13 protein-coding genes and 1 tRNA gene are annotated in these 17,146 nt (G+C 72.2%); 10 read left to right on the top strand and 4 right to left on the bottom strand.

Translation table 11 applies throughout. The features are described 5' to 3' along the window. On the top strand, positions 1 to 2,334 hold a 2,334-nt coding region (locus AC5LSR_RS12395), incomplete at its 5' end, for an ATP-dependent helicase (RefSeq protein ID WP_493468479.1). A 405-nt stretch (positions 2,335 to 2,739) separates the two neighbouring features. On the opposite strand, the gene AC5LSR_RS12390 is transcribed toward AC5LSR_RS12395, so the two are convergent. Continuing rightward, positions 2,740 to 3,576: a class I SAM-dependent methyltransferase gene (locus AC5LSR_RS12390; protein ID WP_493468478.1), complete on the bottom strand. Its 837-nt coding sequence runs from the start codon at positions 3,574 to 3,576 to the stop codon at positions 2,740 to 2,742. A gap of 559 nt (positions 3,577 to 4,135) precedes the next feature. Here AC5LSR_RS12390 and AC5LSR_RS12385 point away from each other — a divergent pair. Next, the gene (locus AC5LSR_RS12385; RefSeq protein WP_250287280.1) at positions 4,136 to 5,092 is read left to right on the top strand and encodes a CAP domain-containing protein; all 957 of its coding nucleotides are present in this window, start codon (positions 4,136 to 4,138) and stop codon (positions 5,090 to 5,092) included. A 187-nt stretch (positions 5,093 to 5,279) separates the two neighbouring features. Here AC5LSR_RS12385 and AC5LSR_RS12380 read toward each other — a convergent pair whose 3' ends face one another. Together AC5LSR_RS12380 and AC5LSR_RS12375 are read right to left on the bottom strand one after the other, a co-directional pair. Continuing rightward, a complete protein-coding gene (locus tag AC5LSR_RS12380) occupies positions 5,280 to 6,353 on the bottom strand; it encodes a glycoside hydrolase family 16 protein (protein ID WP_493468477.1) in 1,074 nt (357 codons plus the stop codon). A 226-nt stretch (positions 6,354 to 6,579) separates the two neighbouring features. Beyond that, positions 6,580 to 7,626, bottom strand: coding sequence for an MBL fold metallo-hydrolase (locus AC5LSR_RS12375; protein ID WP_250286277.1), 1,047 nt, complete (start codon positions 7,624 to 7,626; stop codon positions 6,580 to 6,582). 307 nt (positions 7,627 to 7,933) lie between these two features. Here AC5LSR_RS12375 and AC5LSR_RS12370 point away from each other — a divergent pair, with 307 nt between their 5' ends. After that, on the top strand, positions 7,934 to 8,122 hold the full coding sequence (locus tag AC5LSR_RS12370; RefSeq protein ID WP_250286279.1) for a hypothetical protein: 189 nt from the start codon (positions 7,934 to 7,936) through the stop codon (positions 8,120 to 8,122). Between the two features lie 208 nt (positions 8,123 to 8,330). Here the strand turns inward: AC5LSR_RS12370 and AC5LSR_RS12365 are convergent. Next, a tRNA-Arg gene (locus tag AC5LSR_RS12365) sits at positions 8,331 to 8,402 on the bottom strand. 73 nt (positions 8,403 to 8,475) lie between these two features. On the opposite strand from AC5LSR_RS12365, the gene AC5LSR_RS12360 reads away from it, so the two are divergent. From AC5LSR_RS12360 to rpmE, 7 genes are all read left to right on the top strand, one after another. Further along, complete coding sequence (locus tag AC5LSR_RS12360) at positions 8,476 to 8,868, top strand: response regulator transcription factor (protein WP_445548535.1); 393 nt, start codon at positions 8,476 to 8,478, stop codon at positions 8,866 to 8,868. Positions 8,869 to 8,935: 67 nt separating this feature from the next. After that, positions 8,936 to 9,994 (top strand): DALR anticodon-binding domain-containing protein, encoded by a 1,059-nt coding sequence (locus AC5LSR_RS12355; RefSeq protein WP_250286282.1) that lies wholly within the window; start codon positions 8,936 to 8,938, stop codon positions 9,992 to 9,994. A gap of 190 nt (positions 9,995 to 10,184) precedes the next feature. Beyond that, on the top strand, positions 10,185 to 11,468 hold the full coding sequence (locus AC5LSR_RS12350) for a homoserine dehydrogenase (RefSeq protein ID WP_250286292.1): 1,284 nt from the start codon (positions 10,185 to 10,187) through the stop codon (positions 11,466 to 11,468). After that, positions 11,465 to 12,664, top strand: coding sequence for a threonine synthase (thrC, locus tag AC5LSR_RS12345; protein ID WP_250286284.1), 1,200 nt, complete (start codon positions 11,465 to 11,467; stop codon positions 12,662 to 12,664). Before AC5LSR_RS12350 ends, thrC begins: the two co-directional genes overlap by 4 nt. Continuing rightward, positions 12,661 to 13,848, top strand: coding sequence for a homoserine kinase (locus AC5LSR_RS12340; RefSeq protein WP_250286287.1), 1,188 nt, complete (start codon positions 12,661 to 12,663; stop codon positions 13,846 to 13,848). The genes thrC and AC5LSR_RS12340 overlap by 4 nt, the downstream gene beginning before the upstream one ends. Before the next feature lie 544 nt (positions 13,849 to 14,392). Then, on the top strand, positions 14,393 to 16,642 hold the full coding sequence (gene rho / locus AC5LSR_RS12335; RefSeq protein ID WP_493468476.1) for a transcription termination factor Rho: 2,250 nt from the start codon (positions 14,393 to 14,395) through the stop codon (positions 16,640 to 16,642). Positions 16,643 to 16,818: 176 nt separating this feature from the next. Continuing rightward, a complete protein-coding gene (gene rpmE, locus AC5LSR_RS12330; RefSeq protein ID WP_250281262.1) occupies positions 16,819 to 17,058 on the top strand; it encodes a 50S ribosomal protein L31 in 240 nt (79 codons plus the stop codon). Positions 17,059 to 17,146: the final 88 nt, after the last annotated feature.

The following is a 17,146-nucleotide window of genomic DNA, read 5'->3' as shown; positions in this document are numbered from 1 at the left end:
GGCCCGCCCGCCGCCGGCCCACCATCCTTCGACGCGCCCGCCGCCGGTTCCGTGACGGGCGTGCCCCTCCAGAGCGCGCCGCTTCCGAGCGCGCCGCCCGAGATGCCCGGCTCGTCCGTCCTGGCCGCTCTCGACGCCGAGCAGCGTGCCGCGGCGGCCGTCACGAACGGCCCGTTGCTGATCGTCGCCGGGCCGGGGACCGGCAAGACCCGCACCCTCGTCCACGCGATCGCGTACCGGGTGCGGGAGTGCGCGGTGCCGGCCGAGCGGTGCCTGGCGGTGACCTTCACCCGGCGGGCCGCGGCCGAGCTGCGTGAACGGCTCGACGCGCTCATCCCCCAGCAGGCGTCGCGCGTCTTCGCGACCACCTTCCACGGCCTGGGGCTGCGGATGGTCCAGGAGCAGCACGCCCGGCTCGGCCTGGGGCCCGGCGTCACGGTCGCGGACGAGGCGGTGCGCGCGCAGGTCCTGCGGGAGGCGCTGGCCGGCACGGCGTCGGGGGCGCGCAACCTGGAGCGGCTGCGGCGCGCGCTGGCCGGGCTGCGCCGTGCCCGCGCGCTCGGGGAGCCCACCGACGGGCACGAGCTGGCCGTGCTGGCGCGGGAGTACGACCGCGGGCTGCGCGCGCGCAACCTGGTCGACCTCGACGACCTCGTCCAGCTGCCCGTGCTGGCGATGCGGGAGCATCCCGAGGTCGCCGACGAGTACCGGGCGCGCTGGCAGCACGTCTGGGTCGACGAGTACCAGGACGTCGACGAGCTGCAGTACGTCCTGCTGACCATGCTGGCCGGGCGCTTCCGCGACGCCTCGCCCGCCCGGTCGGCGCGGTCGGTGCCGTGGCAGGCCGCGTCACCGGAAGCACCGGAAGCACCGGAGCCATCGGAAGCACCGGGGGCGTCGGAGCCATCGGAGGACGTCGCTGGCGGGGATTCCGCCGCCGACGGCGCGACCGGCGCGTGGCCGGCGGCGAACCTGTGCGCGATCGGCGACCCGGACCAGGCCATCTACTCCTTCCGCGGCTCCGACGTGGGCTTCTTCCTGCGTTTCCGGGACGATTTCCGGGACGCGGAGGTGGTGTCGCTGACCCGCAACTACCGTTCCACACCCATGATCGTCGATGCCGCCGTCCGCCTGATCGAACCGGCCACCCTGGTGCCCGGCCGGACCCTGCGCGCCGTCGGGCACCATCCGCGCAGCGCCCCGGTGCTGCTGCGCCGTACCGCCGACGAGGCCGACGAGGCATCGGTCGTCGTGGGCCTCATCGATGAGGCCCTGGGCGGCACGTCCTTCCACGCGCTGGACACCGGCGTGGACGGGACGGAGCAGGCCCGGCTGTCCTTCTCCGACATCGCGGTGCTCTACCGCACGGCCCGCCAGGCCCGGCCGGTGATGGACGCCCTCGACCGGCAGGGGTTCCCCTTCCAGCGCCGGTCCCACAACCGGTTCGCGGACACCCCGGGCGTCGCGTACCTGCTGGAGCTCATCGGCGACGACACGCCGGCCGGCGGGATTCCCGCGCCTTCCCCGCTCCCGGCAGGCACCGCGATCCCGGCGGGGACGGCACCGGCCGGCCCTCCGGTAGGTCCGACGCCCACCGGGCCTCTCGTGGGCGCGGTGCCGGCGCGGGGCCGCGGCGTTCTCGCGCGGCTGCGGACGGCGGCCCAGACCGCGCTCGAGCACGCCGCGGCCCTGCCCGGCCGCGGCGGCGGCACGGCGGCATCCTCCGGCAGCCCGTCCGGGACAGCGCCGGGCACCCGGGGCGGGCCGGTGCCGCCGGGCGGGTCCGCGCCGCAGCCTCCGGCCGGACCGCCGAGCGAGGCCGAGGTCCGGTACGCGCTGGACGTCCTGACCCCGCTGGCCACCGAGTGCGGCGACGACCTGGAGCGTTTCCGCTCGGAGATCGCGCTCGGTGCGGAGGTCGACACCTTCGACCCCCGGGCGGACCGGATCTCCCTGCTGACGCTGCACGCCGCCAAGGGGCTGGAGTTCGGGTTCGTCGTCATCATCGGCTGCGAGGACGGCCTGCTGCCGCTGCGCTGGGCGGGCACGTCCCCGTCCGGCGTGGTCGCCGGTACGAGCGGGGCCGGCGGACTCACCAGGAGTGACAGCGACGACAGTGACGAGGAGGAGCGGCGGCTGCTGTTCGTGGGCATGACCCGGGCCCGGGAGCAGCTTGTGCTCACCCACGCGGCCCGCCGTGGCCGGCAGGTGTCCGAGGTGCGGCCGTCGCCTTTCCTGGATGGCCTGGGCGCGCCGCTGCTCGAGCGCCGTTCCGGCCCGCTACGGCCCCGCCGGGCCCGCCCGGACCAGGGACGCCAGCTCCGGCTGATCTGACCACGGCCGGGTCGGATCATGGCTGGTCCGGCCGGCGGCCCCGGCCCCCCGAAAACGCCGGCCGAGCAACACGGATGTGTCCTGAAATCGCGTGACCGAACACTGTCGAATCGTGAAAGCGAGGGGACGGCCGGCCGGCTGTCGAGCCTGTCGCGGAACCGTGCCGGTCAGGGGCGGCAATCAGCCAGAAGCGGCAATCAGCCAGAAGCGGCAATCAGCCAGGCGGCAATCAGCCAGGGGCGGCAATCAGCTGGACTCCGCCGGGACGGTCACCGGCCGCTGGCGGGTGAACGCGGCCCGCCGGGCCCGGGTCCGGCGCTCTTCGGTCTTCTTCGCCGGGCCCTTTTCGGCAGGCTCTTGTCGCCGCGCACTGTCGCAGCTGTTTTCGTGGCTACTTTCCCTTGTTTACTTTCCCTGGTTCGTGCCAGGCGTGGAAGTGGCGCCCGGCACGAAAAGGGCAGGGGCGTCTCGCTCGTGACGGCTGGTCGGCCGGTGGCCCGGGTGCCCGGGCCACCGACGGCCCGGTCCGGTAGTGGTTGCCGCCGGGCGTGAGCCGCCGGGTAGCGCCGGTGCCCGGGCCGTCAGTCGTCCGCGGACACGGCCGCGGCGCCGTCGGCCGGTCAGCGCCGGCGGAAGACCATGGCCAGGTTCCAGGTGGCGACCTCCCGCAGGCCCGGGACCCGCAGGATCGGCCTGGTCCAGGCCGGCAGGTAGCGCGGCATGGCGGTTACGACGTCGATCCCGTGATGGTTGTAAGGCCCACTCCAGGGCATCGGCCACCGCCACCGGGAACAGGCTGCTGCCGTAGCGGTTCTTCGGTGGGGTCCCGGTGCGGCGCTCGTAGCGCCGGGCCGCGCGGTGGCCGCCGAGGTAGTGCCAGGGCGCGGTCTCGTGCCCGCCCCAGGGCGAGAGCCAGTTGGTGAAGCTCAGGAAGATCACCCCGCCGGGCCGGGTGACCCGCACCATCTCCTCGCACATCCGCCACGGGTCCGGCACGTGCTCCAGGACGTTCGACGAGTAGCAGATGTCCACCGAGGCGGTGGCGAACGGCATGTCCAACGCGCTGCCGAGCACCCGCCCCGGCTCCACGATGCCACCGGCGCTCAGCTCGGAGATGTCCGGCTCGACCCAGAGGTAGTGGGCGCCGGCCTGCCGGAAGGCGGTGCGGAAGTAGCCGGGGCCGCCGCCGACGTCCAGGACGAGCGAGCCGGCCAGCGTGGTGAAGTGGCTGAGCTGGTACACGGAGTCGGCGGCCAGCAGCGAGTAGAAGCCGGCCGGCTCGACCGGCTCGCGTCGGGCGGCGCGGAAGAGCCGGACGGAGCGTCCGATCGAGGTGCTGGCAATCGGCGCCGGCGCACGGCCCGTGGGCGCCGGTTCGGGATGTGCTGCCTGTGTCGCCGCTGCCCGTACCGGGGCGGCCGGAGCGGACGGGGCTGCCGGCGTACAGACCGCCGACGCCGGTTCCGGGGTTTCCGGCGGCCTGCCGCCGGCGGTGGGATGTGTATCTGGAGCGGGATGTGTATCTGGAATGGATGAGGATCCGCGAGGGGCGGACACCGTCTCGGCCATGCCAGGGACACTAACACCCCTGGCCGCGGCCAGAATGTGACTTGTCGGACGCTTTTGTCCGAATCAAGGGAATTCTTTGGTCGCAGCCCGGGACAATACGTGATACTTATTCGTCTTTATAAGAGAAATCGAAGGCATGCTGGCGGACCGACGGCCCGGTTTCCGGCCGCCGTGATTCACTCGCTGAGATTCACCGGTCACGGATGACGACAGCCACCTACTCGGAGTGATCATGATTGAGCTGGTCGCCGGTGCCAACCGGCCGTTGCCGGATGGCACCCTGTCCGTTCACGTGGCCGGGCCGTTCGACCTGTCGCTTCTTATCACCAGTGGTAACGGGAAGGTCGCCGGGGACGGCGACTTCGTCTTCTACAACCAGCCGTCCGCGCCCGGGGCCCGGCTGGCCGGCGACGGCGCCAGCATCGACCCGGCCCGGCTGCGTCCCGCGGCAACCAGGGTGGTCATCGCCGTGAGCCCGGCCGACACCGGCGTGACGCTCGGACAGCTGCCGCTGCCGGTCCTGGACGTCCGTGGCCGGGGCGGCGCCCCCGTCGCGCGCTTCGCCCCGCCGCGGCCACGGCAGGAGACCGTTCTGCTGCTCGCGGAGATCTACCAGCGTGAGGCCGGGTGGAAGATCCGGGCGCTCGGTCAGGGCTATTCCGACGGCCTCGCCGGGCTGGTCCGCGACTTCGGCGTCCAGGTCGACGACGACGGTGCCGCGCCGGCGGGCCCACCGGTGATCCCGCCGCCTGCACCGGCACGGCCGGCCGCCTCACCCGCCGCCGGTGGGGACATCAGCGGGGGCATGGTCCCGCAGGTCGTGGCACTGGTGAACGCCGAACGCGGCAGGGCGGGCCAGCGCCCGCTCACCGCGGACGCCTGCCTGGCCCTGGCGGCGCAGCGGCACAGCGAGGACATGGCGGCGAACAGCTACATGGACCATGTCAGCCTGGACGGCCGGACAATGACCGACCGTGCGGCCGCGGCCGGTTACCGCTACCGGATGCTGGGCGAGAACGTGGCGGCCGGCCAGAACAGCCCGGCGGAGGTGATGACCGGCTGGATGAACAGCCCCGGGCACCGCCGGAACATACTCAACGGGGATTTCACCCAGATCGGCGTCGGCTGCGCGCGCGGCGGTGATTACGGCATCTACTGGGCCCAGGTTTTCGGCACGCCCGCCTGCTGAGAAATCCAAGGTGACAGGAAATCAGAAGTGACAGGAAATCGGAAGGGAGGGCAGGCCGCCGGATCGGCCGGCCGAGTCCGCCGGCTGCGTCACCGCCCTGTGACCGGCGCGGATCGACCGGTCGCGGTGACGCGGCCGATCCGGCGGGCCCATACCGGCCCCGGTGGCGCCGCGGCCCTGTCGGCGGTTACGGGGCCTGCTGGTAGATGTGGACGTAGTCGATGTCGACGCTGCTGGGGAACCGGGTGGCGCTGTTGGGCGCACCACCCCAGCTGGAGGGGCCGCCCACGTCCAGGTTCACCATCAGGTACATCTTCTCCGAAGGAACCAGGTTTGTCAGGCGGCCGGTCTGCACGCCGTCGATGTAGAAGGTCAGCGCACCCGGCTCCCACCTGGCGGCGAAGTTGTGATAGTCGGCGCTCCAGTCCGCATGCCTGGTCTTGAACTGGTTCTCACCGCCGTGCTTGGTGTGCAGCGTCTGGAAGATGGTTGTCTGGTCCTCACCGATGAATTCCATGATGTCGATCTCATCGAGTGTGTAGGCCGGGTTGTACAGCCAGATCGCGGGCCAGAACCCCTTGCCCTTCGGCAGCCTGGCGCGGACGTCCACATAACCGTAGGTGAAGAAGTACTGCTGGTCGCTGTTGATGATGCCGCTGGTGTACGGGAATATCCTGCCGTTGAAGTTGTAGGGGGTCTGGCTGGCGGTCAGGTGCGCATTGCCATCGCTCTGCGTCACCGCGGACGGCGAGTAGCAGTTCTGCGACCCGTGGTTGCCGGAGTTGGCCCCGCACTGGGCGCCCTGCCAGACGTTGGTGACCCACTTGGCGGGGTCCAGCACGGATGCGTTGAACTCGTCGCCGAACACCAGGCGCCAGCTGTCGTCGAGTCCCGGCGGCCGGCTGGCGGGGGCGGACGCGAGCGGCGGGCGGGCCGGGTTCGCCACCAACGGAGCGACCAGGGCCTGCGCGGGCGCTGCCTGCTGCGTCGGCCCCTCCGCGGGCGCCGACGGCTGAGCCGGCTGGCCGGCCGGGGCGGCGGACGCGTCATGCGACGGACGCGCCGCCAGGTAGGCCCTGGCAGCCTGCTGCGCTATGGACGAGGTGGGGGGCGCGGAGGACTCCGGTGACGTGGACGTACGAGGGGCCTGGCAGGCCGCGAGAGCAACACCCAACGGCAGTGCCAACGCCGCCGCCAGGAGCCGCCGCCGGGTCCTGAACCTGGATCTGATCGGTGCGGAGGACAGAAGTCTGGGCAACATGAGTCCTTACATGTCCGGTCCCCTCCGGCGGAGGGGAGCGTAACACGCCCCTGTGCGCACACCTAGCGCCGACAAGCAACGTTCCAGCATGCTAACAACAATCGATCTGTTTTTAGGATGAAATACCACGATAGATCTTCTTTTCCGTCACCGTCCGTCGTCGTTTCTGCCAGGATCCGTCGTCCAGTAGCGGATGTCAGCCATGGGGCCCTCAGCCATGGGGCCCTCAGCCACGAGGGGCGTAGCGCACAACGCCGTCCTCGGCGGTGGCCGCCACCAGCTGGCCGTGTTCCACCAGCAGGTCGAGGTGCGCCTCGATCTCGAGAACGGCCAGCGTCTGGCTGGTCGTGTCGAGTTCGTCCAGCCGCCGTTCCCGGCGGGTCCAGCGCATCGCCGACGCGACCTGGAACGCCGTCTCGGCGCCCGCGCGGACATTGCGGGCGGCGCTGTCCAGACGTGCCTCGTGGTGGGCCAGCAGTTCCTCGACCCGCCGGTGCACGCTGGTGGTGACCGGGCCGTGCGCGGGCAGCAGCAGCGTGTCGGGCAGGCCGCCCATCAGCCGCAGCGACTGCAGGAAGCTGCGCAGCGGCGACGGTTCGGGCGCCCACTCGAACCCCAGTGATGGGGTGATGTGCGGTAACACGTGGTCGCCGGCGAACAGCAGGCCGTTGGCATTGTCACGAAGCACCACGTGGCCGCGGGTGTGCCCGGGGGTGGCGAGGACGTCGAGCCTGCGCTTCGCCAGGCCGACGACGTCGCCGTCGTCGAGCCAGCTGTCGGGGGTGCCCCACGGCGCGTCCTGCGAGTGGTCCGTCTCGTGCAGCAGGTATCGGGCGTAGCGTTCGGCCAGCTCGGGGGCGCCGCAGCGCAGCAGCATCGCGATCTGTGGACGGGCGAGGACCTCGGTTTCCCCGCCGGCGTGTATCGAGTGGCGCTCCTCCCGGCCGATGCTGACCTTTGTCCCGAACCGCGCGCGCAGGGCGAGGGCCTGGGTGTAGTGGTCGTGGTGCGCATGGGTCACCACCACGCGGGAGACGTCGTCGAGCTGGTAGCCGAGCGTGCCCAGGGCGGTGACCAGCGCGGATTCGGTGGACGGCATGGCCCAGCCGGAGTCCACCACGACCAGGCCGTCGTCGTCCGGCACGACGTAGACGTTCACGGCGCGCAGACCGCTGTACGGCAGTGGGAGCGGGATGCGGTAGACCCCGGCCGCCACGGGATGCGCGCCGGGCTCCGTCCAGTCGTCGGGCTGTTCGTTCGGCGGCGGTGGCACGCACGTCTCCTCGATCGGTTCTTCGGCCGGCGGCCGCGACGCTCTCGGCCTATCCAGCGTCATCCATCTAAATATAATTAGAATTAATATATTTTACTGTGCCGACCGGCCGCCCGTCTCCCGCCGCGCCAGTTCCCCCCGGCGGGACGCGAACGGCCCGAGACGCAAGTGATCATTGTCTTCCGTCCGCTGCCCGGTCCGTTGTCGACGACGGGCATCCCCGCCCCGGGGCCGATGTTCCGCCGGCCCGGCCGGCCACGCTCATCACCTCCCTGGCCGGTCGGCCTGCCCGGGCCGGGAGGTTCTGTTGGACGTCGAGTCGCGCAGGCTGGAGGCCGAGCAGCACTGGTCCGCGATCGAGGAGGCCTACGCCCGGATCCAGCGGGAGGATCCGGCGGGCTGGCAGGGATACCTCGATGAGCCGGGCAGCTGGGAGTCCGGTACCAGCGGCACCGACGAGCCGGCCTCGCTGGAATGGCCGGAGTTCAACCGTTGAGGGTCCGCCGTGGCGATGCATGAGCTTCGCCGGTTGGGCATGATCAGAGCGCGATGACGGTGACCGCTTCGTCCAGCCCGTGGAAGCCGTCGGCGTTGCGGGTGTACAGGGCCGAAGCTGGAGCCAGTGGAAGGTAGCGAATCTATGTCCTGAAGTAGCTATTATGAGCAGGAAAAATGCAGCTCTTGCTACTGTAAGTCACAACGTGTGCCCCCGGCAGGATTCGAACCTGCGCACCTGCCTCCGGAGGGCAGTGCTCTATCCCCTGAGCTACGGGGGCTCCGGGGCTGCGGCTCTTACCGTACCAGGCCCGTGGGGGTGGTCATCCGGCCGGGTAGCCGTAAGCTCCGGATGTGTACTGCGAAGCCCCGCGCGTCCTCGTCGTGGATGACGACGCCGTGATCCGCCAGCTTGTGGTGGTCAACCTCGAGCTGGAGGGCTTCGAGGTGTACACCGCGGTCGACGGTTTCGACTGTCTGGAGCGGGTCCGGTCCGTCGCGCCGCATGTGATCACATTGGACGTCATGATGCCGCACCTGGACGGCTGGGACGTGGTTGCCCGCCTGCGCGAGGATCCCGCCACGGCGGACATCGCGGTGGTCCTGCTGTCCGCGCGCGCCCAGGCCGCGGACCTCAGGCGTGGGGAACGGCTCGGGGTGGACTACTACCTCACCAAGCCCTTCGACCCGGACGAGCTGATCGGGGTCGTGCGCCGGCTCGCCGCCGGCCGCGGCCAGCCCGTCTGAGGTCACGACCGGCCCGTCCGGGGTTCGGCGGCCGGCCGGGGCCGGTGCGCGCCGATAGCATCACGCCATGACTCCGGCCGATCTCGCGGAAACCCTGCGGGCCATCGTTCGCGATCTTGTCGCGGACGACGAGCTCGACGTGGAGGTACCCGCGACGGTGCCGGTCGCACGTCCCAGGGCCGCGGGGCATGGTGACTACGCCACCCCGCTCGCCCTCCGGCTCGCCCGGCCGGCGCGTCGGCCGCCGCGGGAGATCGCGGAGGCGGTCGCGGCCCGGCTGCGTCTGGACCGGGCGGTGTCCGCTGTCGATGTCGCCGCCGGCGGCTTCCTCAACATCCGGCTGGCGAGTGACGCCCTCGGCGAGATCGCCCGGACGGTCGTGCGCGCGGGCGACGGCTATGTCCGCGACATCGCGGCCCGGGACGTCGCGGCCCAAGACGCCGCGGTCCGTGGTGCCGCGGGCGACGGTGTCGTGCCCGGTTTCCGGCGGCCGGACAGCGACGACGATCAGGCGGGCCGCCGTGACGGCGGCGATCACGTCGGCGGCGGGCGCACCGCCACTGGTTCGATCGCCGGCCCCGCCGACCTGGCTGGCCTCGCCGACCTGGCTGGTCTGGCCGGCTTGGTGAACGCGGTCGGGGCGGACGCGGCCCGTTATTCGCTCGCCCGCCTCCCACCGGGCAGCGTCGGTGTGCGCGACATCGACCTCGACGTCATTGCCAGGCGGGCCAACGACAGCCCGGTTTTCCGCGTCCAGTATGCTCATGCACGTATTTGTCTGCTGCTGCGCAATGCCGGGCAGTTGGGGCTGGGGGTGGATGTCGAGGGCGCGGACGTGTCCCTGCTGACCCATCCGCGCGAGGGCGATCTGCTGCGGGCGCTGGGTGATCTGCCGAGGGCCGTCGCGGCGGTGGCTGAGCCGTGGGCACCGTACCGGGTCGCGCGTTACCTCGAAGAGCTCGCCGATACCTACCATTGTTTCCAGGGGGCATGCGAGGTGCTGCCCCGGGGCGACGACGCGGCAGGGGCGCTCACCGGGGCGCGGCTGCTGCTCGCCGACGCGACCAGGATCGTGCTTGCCGGTGGCCTCCACCTGCTGGGCGTGTCGGCTCCGACGAGGATGTGACTGTCGTGCGTGACCAGGCCCGTTCGCCCGTCCACCAGCCGGTACCCGCCGGTGGCTGTGCCGGCACGTCCACGATCGGCAGGGCCAGGCCCACGGCCGGCAGGGGCACGTCCACGATCGGCAGGGGCATGCTGGGGCAGGCCACGGGGAGAAGCTCCGGTGAGGAATCCGCGATGAGGAACCGGCGATGATGAGGATTGCGCTGCTGGGGTGTGGTGTGGTCGGCAGTGACGTCGTTCGGCTGCTGCACACCCATGCCGAAGATCTCGCCGCCCGGGTGGGCACGCCCCTGGAGCTGGCCGGCGTGGCCGTCCGCCGCCCGTCCATCGCGCGCGACCTCCCGGTCGATCCGGCGGTTTTCACCGGGGACGCGGCGGCGCTGGCGACCCGGGACGACATCGACATCGTCGTGGAGGTGGTCGGCGGCATCGAACCGGCCCGCGGCTGGCTGCTCGCCGCGCTGCGCGCGGGCAAGTCGGTGGTGACGGCGAACAAGGCGCTGCTGGCCACCCACGGCGCGGCGCTGTACGACGCCGCCGCCGCGCACGGCGTGGACCTCTACTACGAGGCGGCGGTCGCCGGCGCGATCCCGCTGCTGCGCCCGCTGCGGGAGAGCCTCGCCGGTGACCGGGTCCGCCGGGTGCTCGGCATCGTCAACGGCACCACCAACTACATCCTCACCCGGATGGACGAGACCGGTGCCGGCTTCGCCGAGGCCCTTGAGGAGGCGGCCGCGCTCGGGTACGCCGAGGCCGACCCGAGCGCGGACATCGACGGCTTCGACGCCGCCGCGAAGGCGGCGATCATCGCGCAGCTGGCGTTCCACACCCGGGTGACCCTGGACGACGTCCACCGGGAGGGCATCGGTGACGTCACCGCCGCGGACATCGCCAGCGCCCGCGCCATGGGCTGCACGGTGAAGGCGCTCGCCATCGCCGAACGGTCGGTGGAGGCACCCGGAGTGAGTGTGCGCGTGCACCCGGCGATGATCCCGCGGACGCATCCGCTGGCGGCGGTCCGGGAGGCGTTCAACGCCGTGTTCGTCGAGGCGGAGGCGGCCGGTCAGCTGATGTTCTACGGCCGTGGGGCCGGTGGCTCGCCCACGGCGTCCGCGGTGCTCGGCGACCTGGTCGCGGTGGCGCGCAACCGGCTGGCCGGCCGGCGTGGCCCGGGGGAGTCCGCCTACGCGGCCCTGCCCGTCCTGCCGATGGGCGCGACCGTGACGCGCTACCACATCAACCTGGACGTGACGGACAAGACCGGGGTGCTCGCCTCGGTCGCCGCCGCGTTCGCGCGCCAGGACGTGTCCATCCAGAGCGTCCGCCAGGACGGTCACGGCGACGACGCGAGTCTGGTCCTGATCACGCATGCGGCCACCGACGCGGCCCTGTCCGCGACCGTCGAGGAGCTGCGGGAACTGGACGTCGTCCGCGCCGTCGCGAGCGTGATGCGGGTCGAGGGAGGTGAGCTGTGACGACAACATCGCGTGCCGCGACGGTGCCGGTGGGGTCGCCTGCGGCGACGGTGCCGGTGGGGTCGCCTGCGGCACGGGCAGCCGTGCCGCAGGCGGTCGCGGGCCCCGCCGCCGAGGCGGCGCGGGCCGCCAGGACGCGCCGGGTGTGGCGGGGAGTGATCGAGGAGTACCGGGACCGGCTCCCGGTCTCCGCGGACACGCCGGTGGTCTCTCTCCGGGAGGGCGGGACCCCGCTGCTGCCCGCGGCTCACCTGTCCGAGCTGACCGGCTGCGAGGTCCATCTCAAGGTCGAGGGTGCCAACCCGACCGGTTCGTTCAAGGACCGTGGGATGACGATGGCCATCAGCCGTGCGGTCGAGGCGGGTTCCCAGGCGGTGATCTGCGCGTCCACCGGCAACACCAGTGCCAGCGCCGCCGCGTACGCCGCTCGTGCCGGGCTGACCTGCGCCGTGCTGGTGCCGGACGGCAAGATCGCGATGGGGAAGCTGGCGCAGGCCCTTGTCCACGGGGCCCGTCTGCTGCAGCTCGACGGCTCCTTCGACGACTGCCTGCGGGTCGCCCGCGAGCTCGCGGACACCTTCCCGGTCACCCTCGTCAACTCGGTGAACCCGTTCCGCCTGGAGGGGCAGAAGACCGCTTCCTTCGAGATCGTCGAAGATCTGGGCTCGGCTCCCGACGTCCACTGCCTGCCGGTCGGAAATGCGGGGAATATCACAGCTTACTGGCGCGGCTACGTCGAGGAGGACGCGCGCAGCGGCGCCGGCCGGCCCCGCATGCACGGTTTCCAGGCGGCCGGTGCCGCCCCCATCGTGCGCGGCAGCGTGGTGGACCGGCCGCAGACGATCGCCACCGCGATCCGGATCGGCAACCCCGCGTCGTGGGACCTTGCCGTGCGGGCCCGGGACGACTCCGGCGGCGGGATCGACGCGGTGACCGACCGGCAGATCCTCGCGGCCTACCGGCTCCTCGCGCATCGCGAGGGCGTCTTCGTCGAGCCCTCCAGCGCGGCGAGCGTCGCCGGGCTGCTGCAGGCCCGGGCCGCGGGCCGGGTCGAGGCCGGCGAGCGGGTGGTGTGCACCGTGACGGGCAACGGGCTGAAGGACCCCGAGTGGGCGATCAGCGGGGCGGCCAGGCCGGTGACCATACCGGCGACGGTGGCGGCCGCGGCCACGGCGCTCGACCTGCACGGGTCGTGAACCACCCGGCGGCGTCACCGCTGCTGACCGTGCCCCGGACGGGCCAGACGGCCCGGGTGCGGGTACCGGCGACCAGCGCCAACCTCGGCCCGGGCTTCGACGCCTGTGGTCTCGCCCTCGGCCTGTACGACGAGCTCACCGTCACCGTCACCGGCGCCGGTCTGTCGATCGAGGTGGCCGGTGAGGACGACGGCGCCCGCGACGAGACCCATCTGGTCGTCCGCGCCCTGCGGGCCGGTTTCGCCGCGGCCGGTACCACTCCGGCCGGGCTCCGGCTGGCCTGCGTCAACCGCATCCCGCACGGCCGGGGCCTGGGCTCGTCGGCCGCGGCGATCGTGGGCGGCCTGCTGGCGGCGAGCGCGCTGGGCGGCGGCCGGCCGGGCATCCCGGAGGCCTTCGCGCTCGCCTGTCGGCTCGAGGGGCATCCGGACAACGTCGCCGCCGCCCTCTACGGCGGTTTCACCATCGCCTGGCACGACGGCGACGGCCCGCCGCGGGTGGCCCGTACCGACCCGCCCGAGGACCTGCGGCCGGTCGTGTTCGTGCCCGCCCGCCGCCAGTCGACGGCACAGTCACGGGTGGCGCTGCCGGCGAGGGTGCCCCACGCGGACGCGGCGATGAGCGCCGGGCGGGCCGCGCTGCTGGCGATGGCGATGTCGGGAAACCCGTGGGCGATGCCGGGAAACCCGCGGCCCCGCCCCGGTGGGGCCGGTAGCGCCGCGGAGGCCTCCCCGCAAACGCCCGGGCCGGAAAACGGCGGCCGCGTCGCTGCCGGCCCGAGGGACGGCCAGCCGCGTGGCGACGGGCGGAACGGGTGTCCCGGCCTCGCCGGTGACCGGCCGGCCGGCTTTCCCGCCGGAACGCCGGCCGGGAGCCAGACCGGGAGTCAACAACGCGTCCGGCCGGGCGCTGTGTCCTGGCGGGACGCGCTGCTGGCGGCCGTCGACGACCGGCTGCACCAGCCCTACCGGCTGCCGTCCATGCCCGAGACCAGCGGTCTGCTCGCCCGGCTGCGGGCGGCGGGGCTGGCGGCCGTCCTGTCGGGTTCCGGACCGACGGTGCTGGCGCTGGCCGTCGACGAGGACCAGGCCGCCCTCGCGCGGGCCTGTGCCGGCGGGGATTTCAGCGTGTTCGACCTGCCCGTCGACCGGGACGGGGCGCAGGCCAGGCTCGTCGTCGGCTGACGGCCCGGCCGCTGCCGCCGCTGCCGCGGCCGGTGGGGAATCCTCCACAGCTTCCCGAGCGACAGGCGCCGATGTGTCCGTTCCGCGCGTGGCACGTCTGTCCGGCATGCTCCGTAAGTCCGGTGGACGCTCCTCACGAGTACGGCACATCGGCTGAAATGGCCCCGGCCCGGGCGGGAAACGGATGACTCCGAAGCAATACGCCGGCAAGGATGTTGCCCAGGTGACTGCGTCTGGATAGTCTGGTGGCTGCACCCGCTGCTGCCGCGGCGCGTGCTCGCCCGCCGGTGCCACCGGCTCCTCGTAGCCGGAACCTGGTACCGGACTTGGTGCCTCAGCCTCGTCATCGAAGCCTCGGCCAGCACCGGTCAAGTCCTCAGCGGGACAGACGAGTTCGCACGCGGTACTCAGCCGTTGGCGCCGTCATGGGCGCTCTGCCTGCCCACCGGTGCTGAATATCGTTTCCATGTGGGATGCCCAGGCGAAGAAGGTCAACAAGTATCACCCGGCTTCCGTAAGCCGGTCCCTTCAGGGAAGGAACATCTTGAGCGACACCACCGACGTGCTGCCTGACAGCGCACGTGAGTCTGCGGGGTCACAGACACCGACGTCGTCCGTGGACACCGGCTCCACGCGACGCCGGCGCTCAGGCACCGGCCTTTCGGCCATGCTGCTACCGGAGTTGCAGGCCATGGCGGCTTCGTTGGGTATCCAGGGCGTGGGACGTCTGCGAAAGGGGCAGCTCATCGCGGCGATCCAGAACGTGCAGGCTCCCAGCGGCCAGGCCGACGACGCCCCGGCCGGGACGCCGGGCGCCGCGGCCGTCCCCGCCGCGCAGCCGGAGCCGGCCGCCGGCCCCACCGGCGCGCCAGCACCGGCCGTGAGCACGAGCGCGCCGGCCGAGGCGCCCACGCGTGGACGCAGCCGTCGGGCCGCCTCCCGTGGGTCGGGCAGCCCGTCCAGAGCCCCGGCGGAGCAGACGAGCCTGACCGACGTCCTGCCTGGCCCCGGGCAGGCTCAGCCCGCCGCCGCGGCCGCCCCCGAGGCGACGAGCGGTGCCGGCCGCACGCGGGCCGCCGGCACGCCGGAAGCCGTTGTGGCACCGGCCGCGGCCGAGCCCGTCGCCGTGGCGGAGAGCACTCCCCCCCCTTCGATACCCAGCGTGACGGACGCGCCGGTGGTCGCCGTGCCGGCCGAGACGGCCAGCCTTCCCCGCCCGTCGGAGAACGGCAACGCCCGGGCCCGCGAGGACAGGCGTGACCGTCAGCAGTCGGATAGCGACCGTTCGCCGACCGAGCGTCCCGCGTCCGGTGAACGCCAGGGGCGCCAGCAGGGCGACCGCCCGAGCGGCGACCGCCAGGGACGTGGCTCTTCCGACCGTGCCTCTTCCGACCGTGGCCAGTCCGACCGTGGCTCTTCCGACCGTGGCCAGGCCGAGCGTGGCCAGGCCGAGCGTGGCTCTTCCGACCGTGGCCAGGCCGACCGTGGCCAGGCCGACCGTGGCCAGGCCGAGCGGGCCCAGCCCGACCGGGGCGAGACGAGCCGCGACGACGACTTCGCTGGAGGGAACCGGCGCAACCGCGGCCGCTTCCGGGAGCGTGGCCGTAACCGTGGCCGCCAGGGCGGCTTCACCGAGTCGGAGCCGGTGGTCCGCGAGGACGACGTGCTTGTGCCGGTCGCCGGCATCCTCGACGTCCTCGACAACTACGCGTTCGTGCGTACCAGCGGCTACCTGACCGGCCCGACCGACGTCTACGTGAGCCTGGCCCAGGTCCGCCGGCACGGTCTGCGCCGCGGTGACGCGATCACCGGGGTGGTCCGGGCGCCGCAGGAGGGCGAGCAGCGGCGGGACAAGTACAACGCGCTGGTCCGGCTGGACACGGTCAACGGCCTGGAGCCGGAGGAGGCGCGCGGCCGTCCCGAGTTCACCAAGCTCACCCCGCTCTACCCGCAGGAGCGGCTGCGCCTGGAGACCGAGCCGCAGCTGCTGACGACCCGGGTCATCGACCTGGTGATGCCGCTCGGCAAGGGCCAGCGCGCGCTGATCGTCAGCCCGCCCAAGGCGGGCAAGACGATGGTGCTCCAGGCCATCGCGAACGCGATCACCACGAACAACCCGGAATGCCACCTGATGGTCGTCCTCGTCGACGAGCGTCCCGAAGAGGTGACCGACATGCAGCGGTCGGTCAAGGGCGAGGTGATCGCCTCGACGTTCGACCGGCCGCCGTCCGACCACACCAGCGTCGCCGAACTGTCCATCGAGCGGGCCAAGCGGCTGGTGGAACTGGGTGAGGACGTCGTCGTCCTGCTCGACTCGATCACCCGTCTCGGCCGGGCGTACAACCTGGCCGCGCCGGCATCCGGCCGGATTCTCTCCGGTGGTGTGGACTCCACCGCGCTCTACCCGCCGAAGCGCTTCCTCGGCGCCGCCCGGAACATCGAGAACGGCGGCTCGTTGACCATCATCGCCACGGCGCTGGTGGAGACGGGCTCGACGATGGACACAGTGATCTTCGAGGAGTTCAAGGGCACTGGCAACGCCGAGCTCAAGCTCGACCGTAAGATCGCTGACAAGCGGGTCTTCCCCGCGATCGACGTCAACCCCTCCGGAACCCGTCGGGAGGAGATCCTCCTCGCACCCGACGAGTTGGTGATCATGCACAAGCTGCGTCGGGTCCTGCACACCCTGGAGTCCCAGCAGGCGCTGGACCTTCTGCTGGACAGGCTGAAGCAGACGCGGACGAACTACGAGTTCCTGATGCAGATCGCGAAGACCACCCCGGGCCAGGACTGAGCCGGGCCAGGACCTGAGCCGAGGCGGACCGTCCAGGGTCCCTGTGACACCCCCGCGGGATGCCCGCCCCGAGGGCGCGCCCGGCTCTGGCAGACTGGAGTGTCGACACCCGGCACCGGTTCACGCCCTCGTTCAGGGGACAGGGCGACCCGGCGGCCATTTCGGGAAGAAGGATCATGAGGGCTGACATTCACCCGACGTACCACGAGACCACGGTCATCTGTACCTGTGGCTCCACGTTCACGACCCGTAGCACCAAGTCGGACGGTGTGATCCACGCGGAGGTCTGCTCCCAGTGCCACCCGTTCTACACCGGCAAGCAGAAGATTCTCGATGTCGGTGGCCGGGTCGAGAAGTTCGAACGGCGTTTCGGCCGCCGCCGTCCCGGTGACAAGCCGGGCACGACGGCCAAATAGCACTCCGCGGCCAGGCGGGCGGCCAGACGGCACGCCGCGGAGGCCGGACAGCGCGCGCCCGTGCCATACCGGTGATGGCACGGGCGCG

The sequence above is a fragment of the Protofrankia sp. CiP1_Cm_nod4 genome (assembly GCF_982290645.1).
The sequence above is the reverse complement of the archived record's forward strand: the minus strand, read 5'-3'. Positions and strand labels throughout refer to the sequence as shown.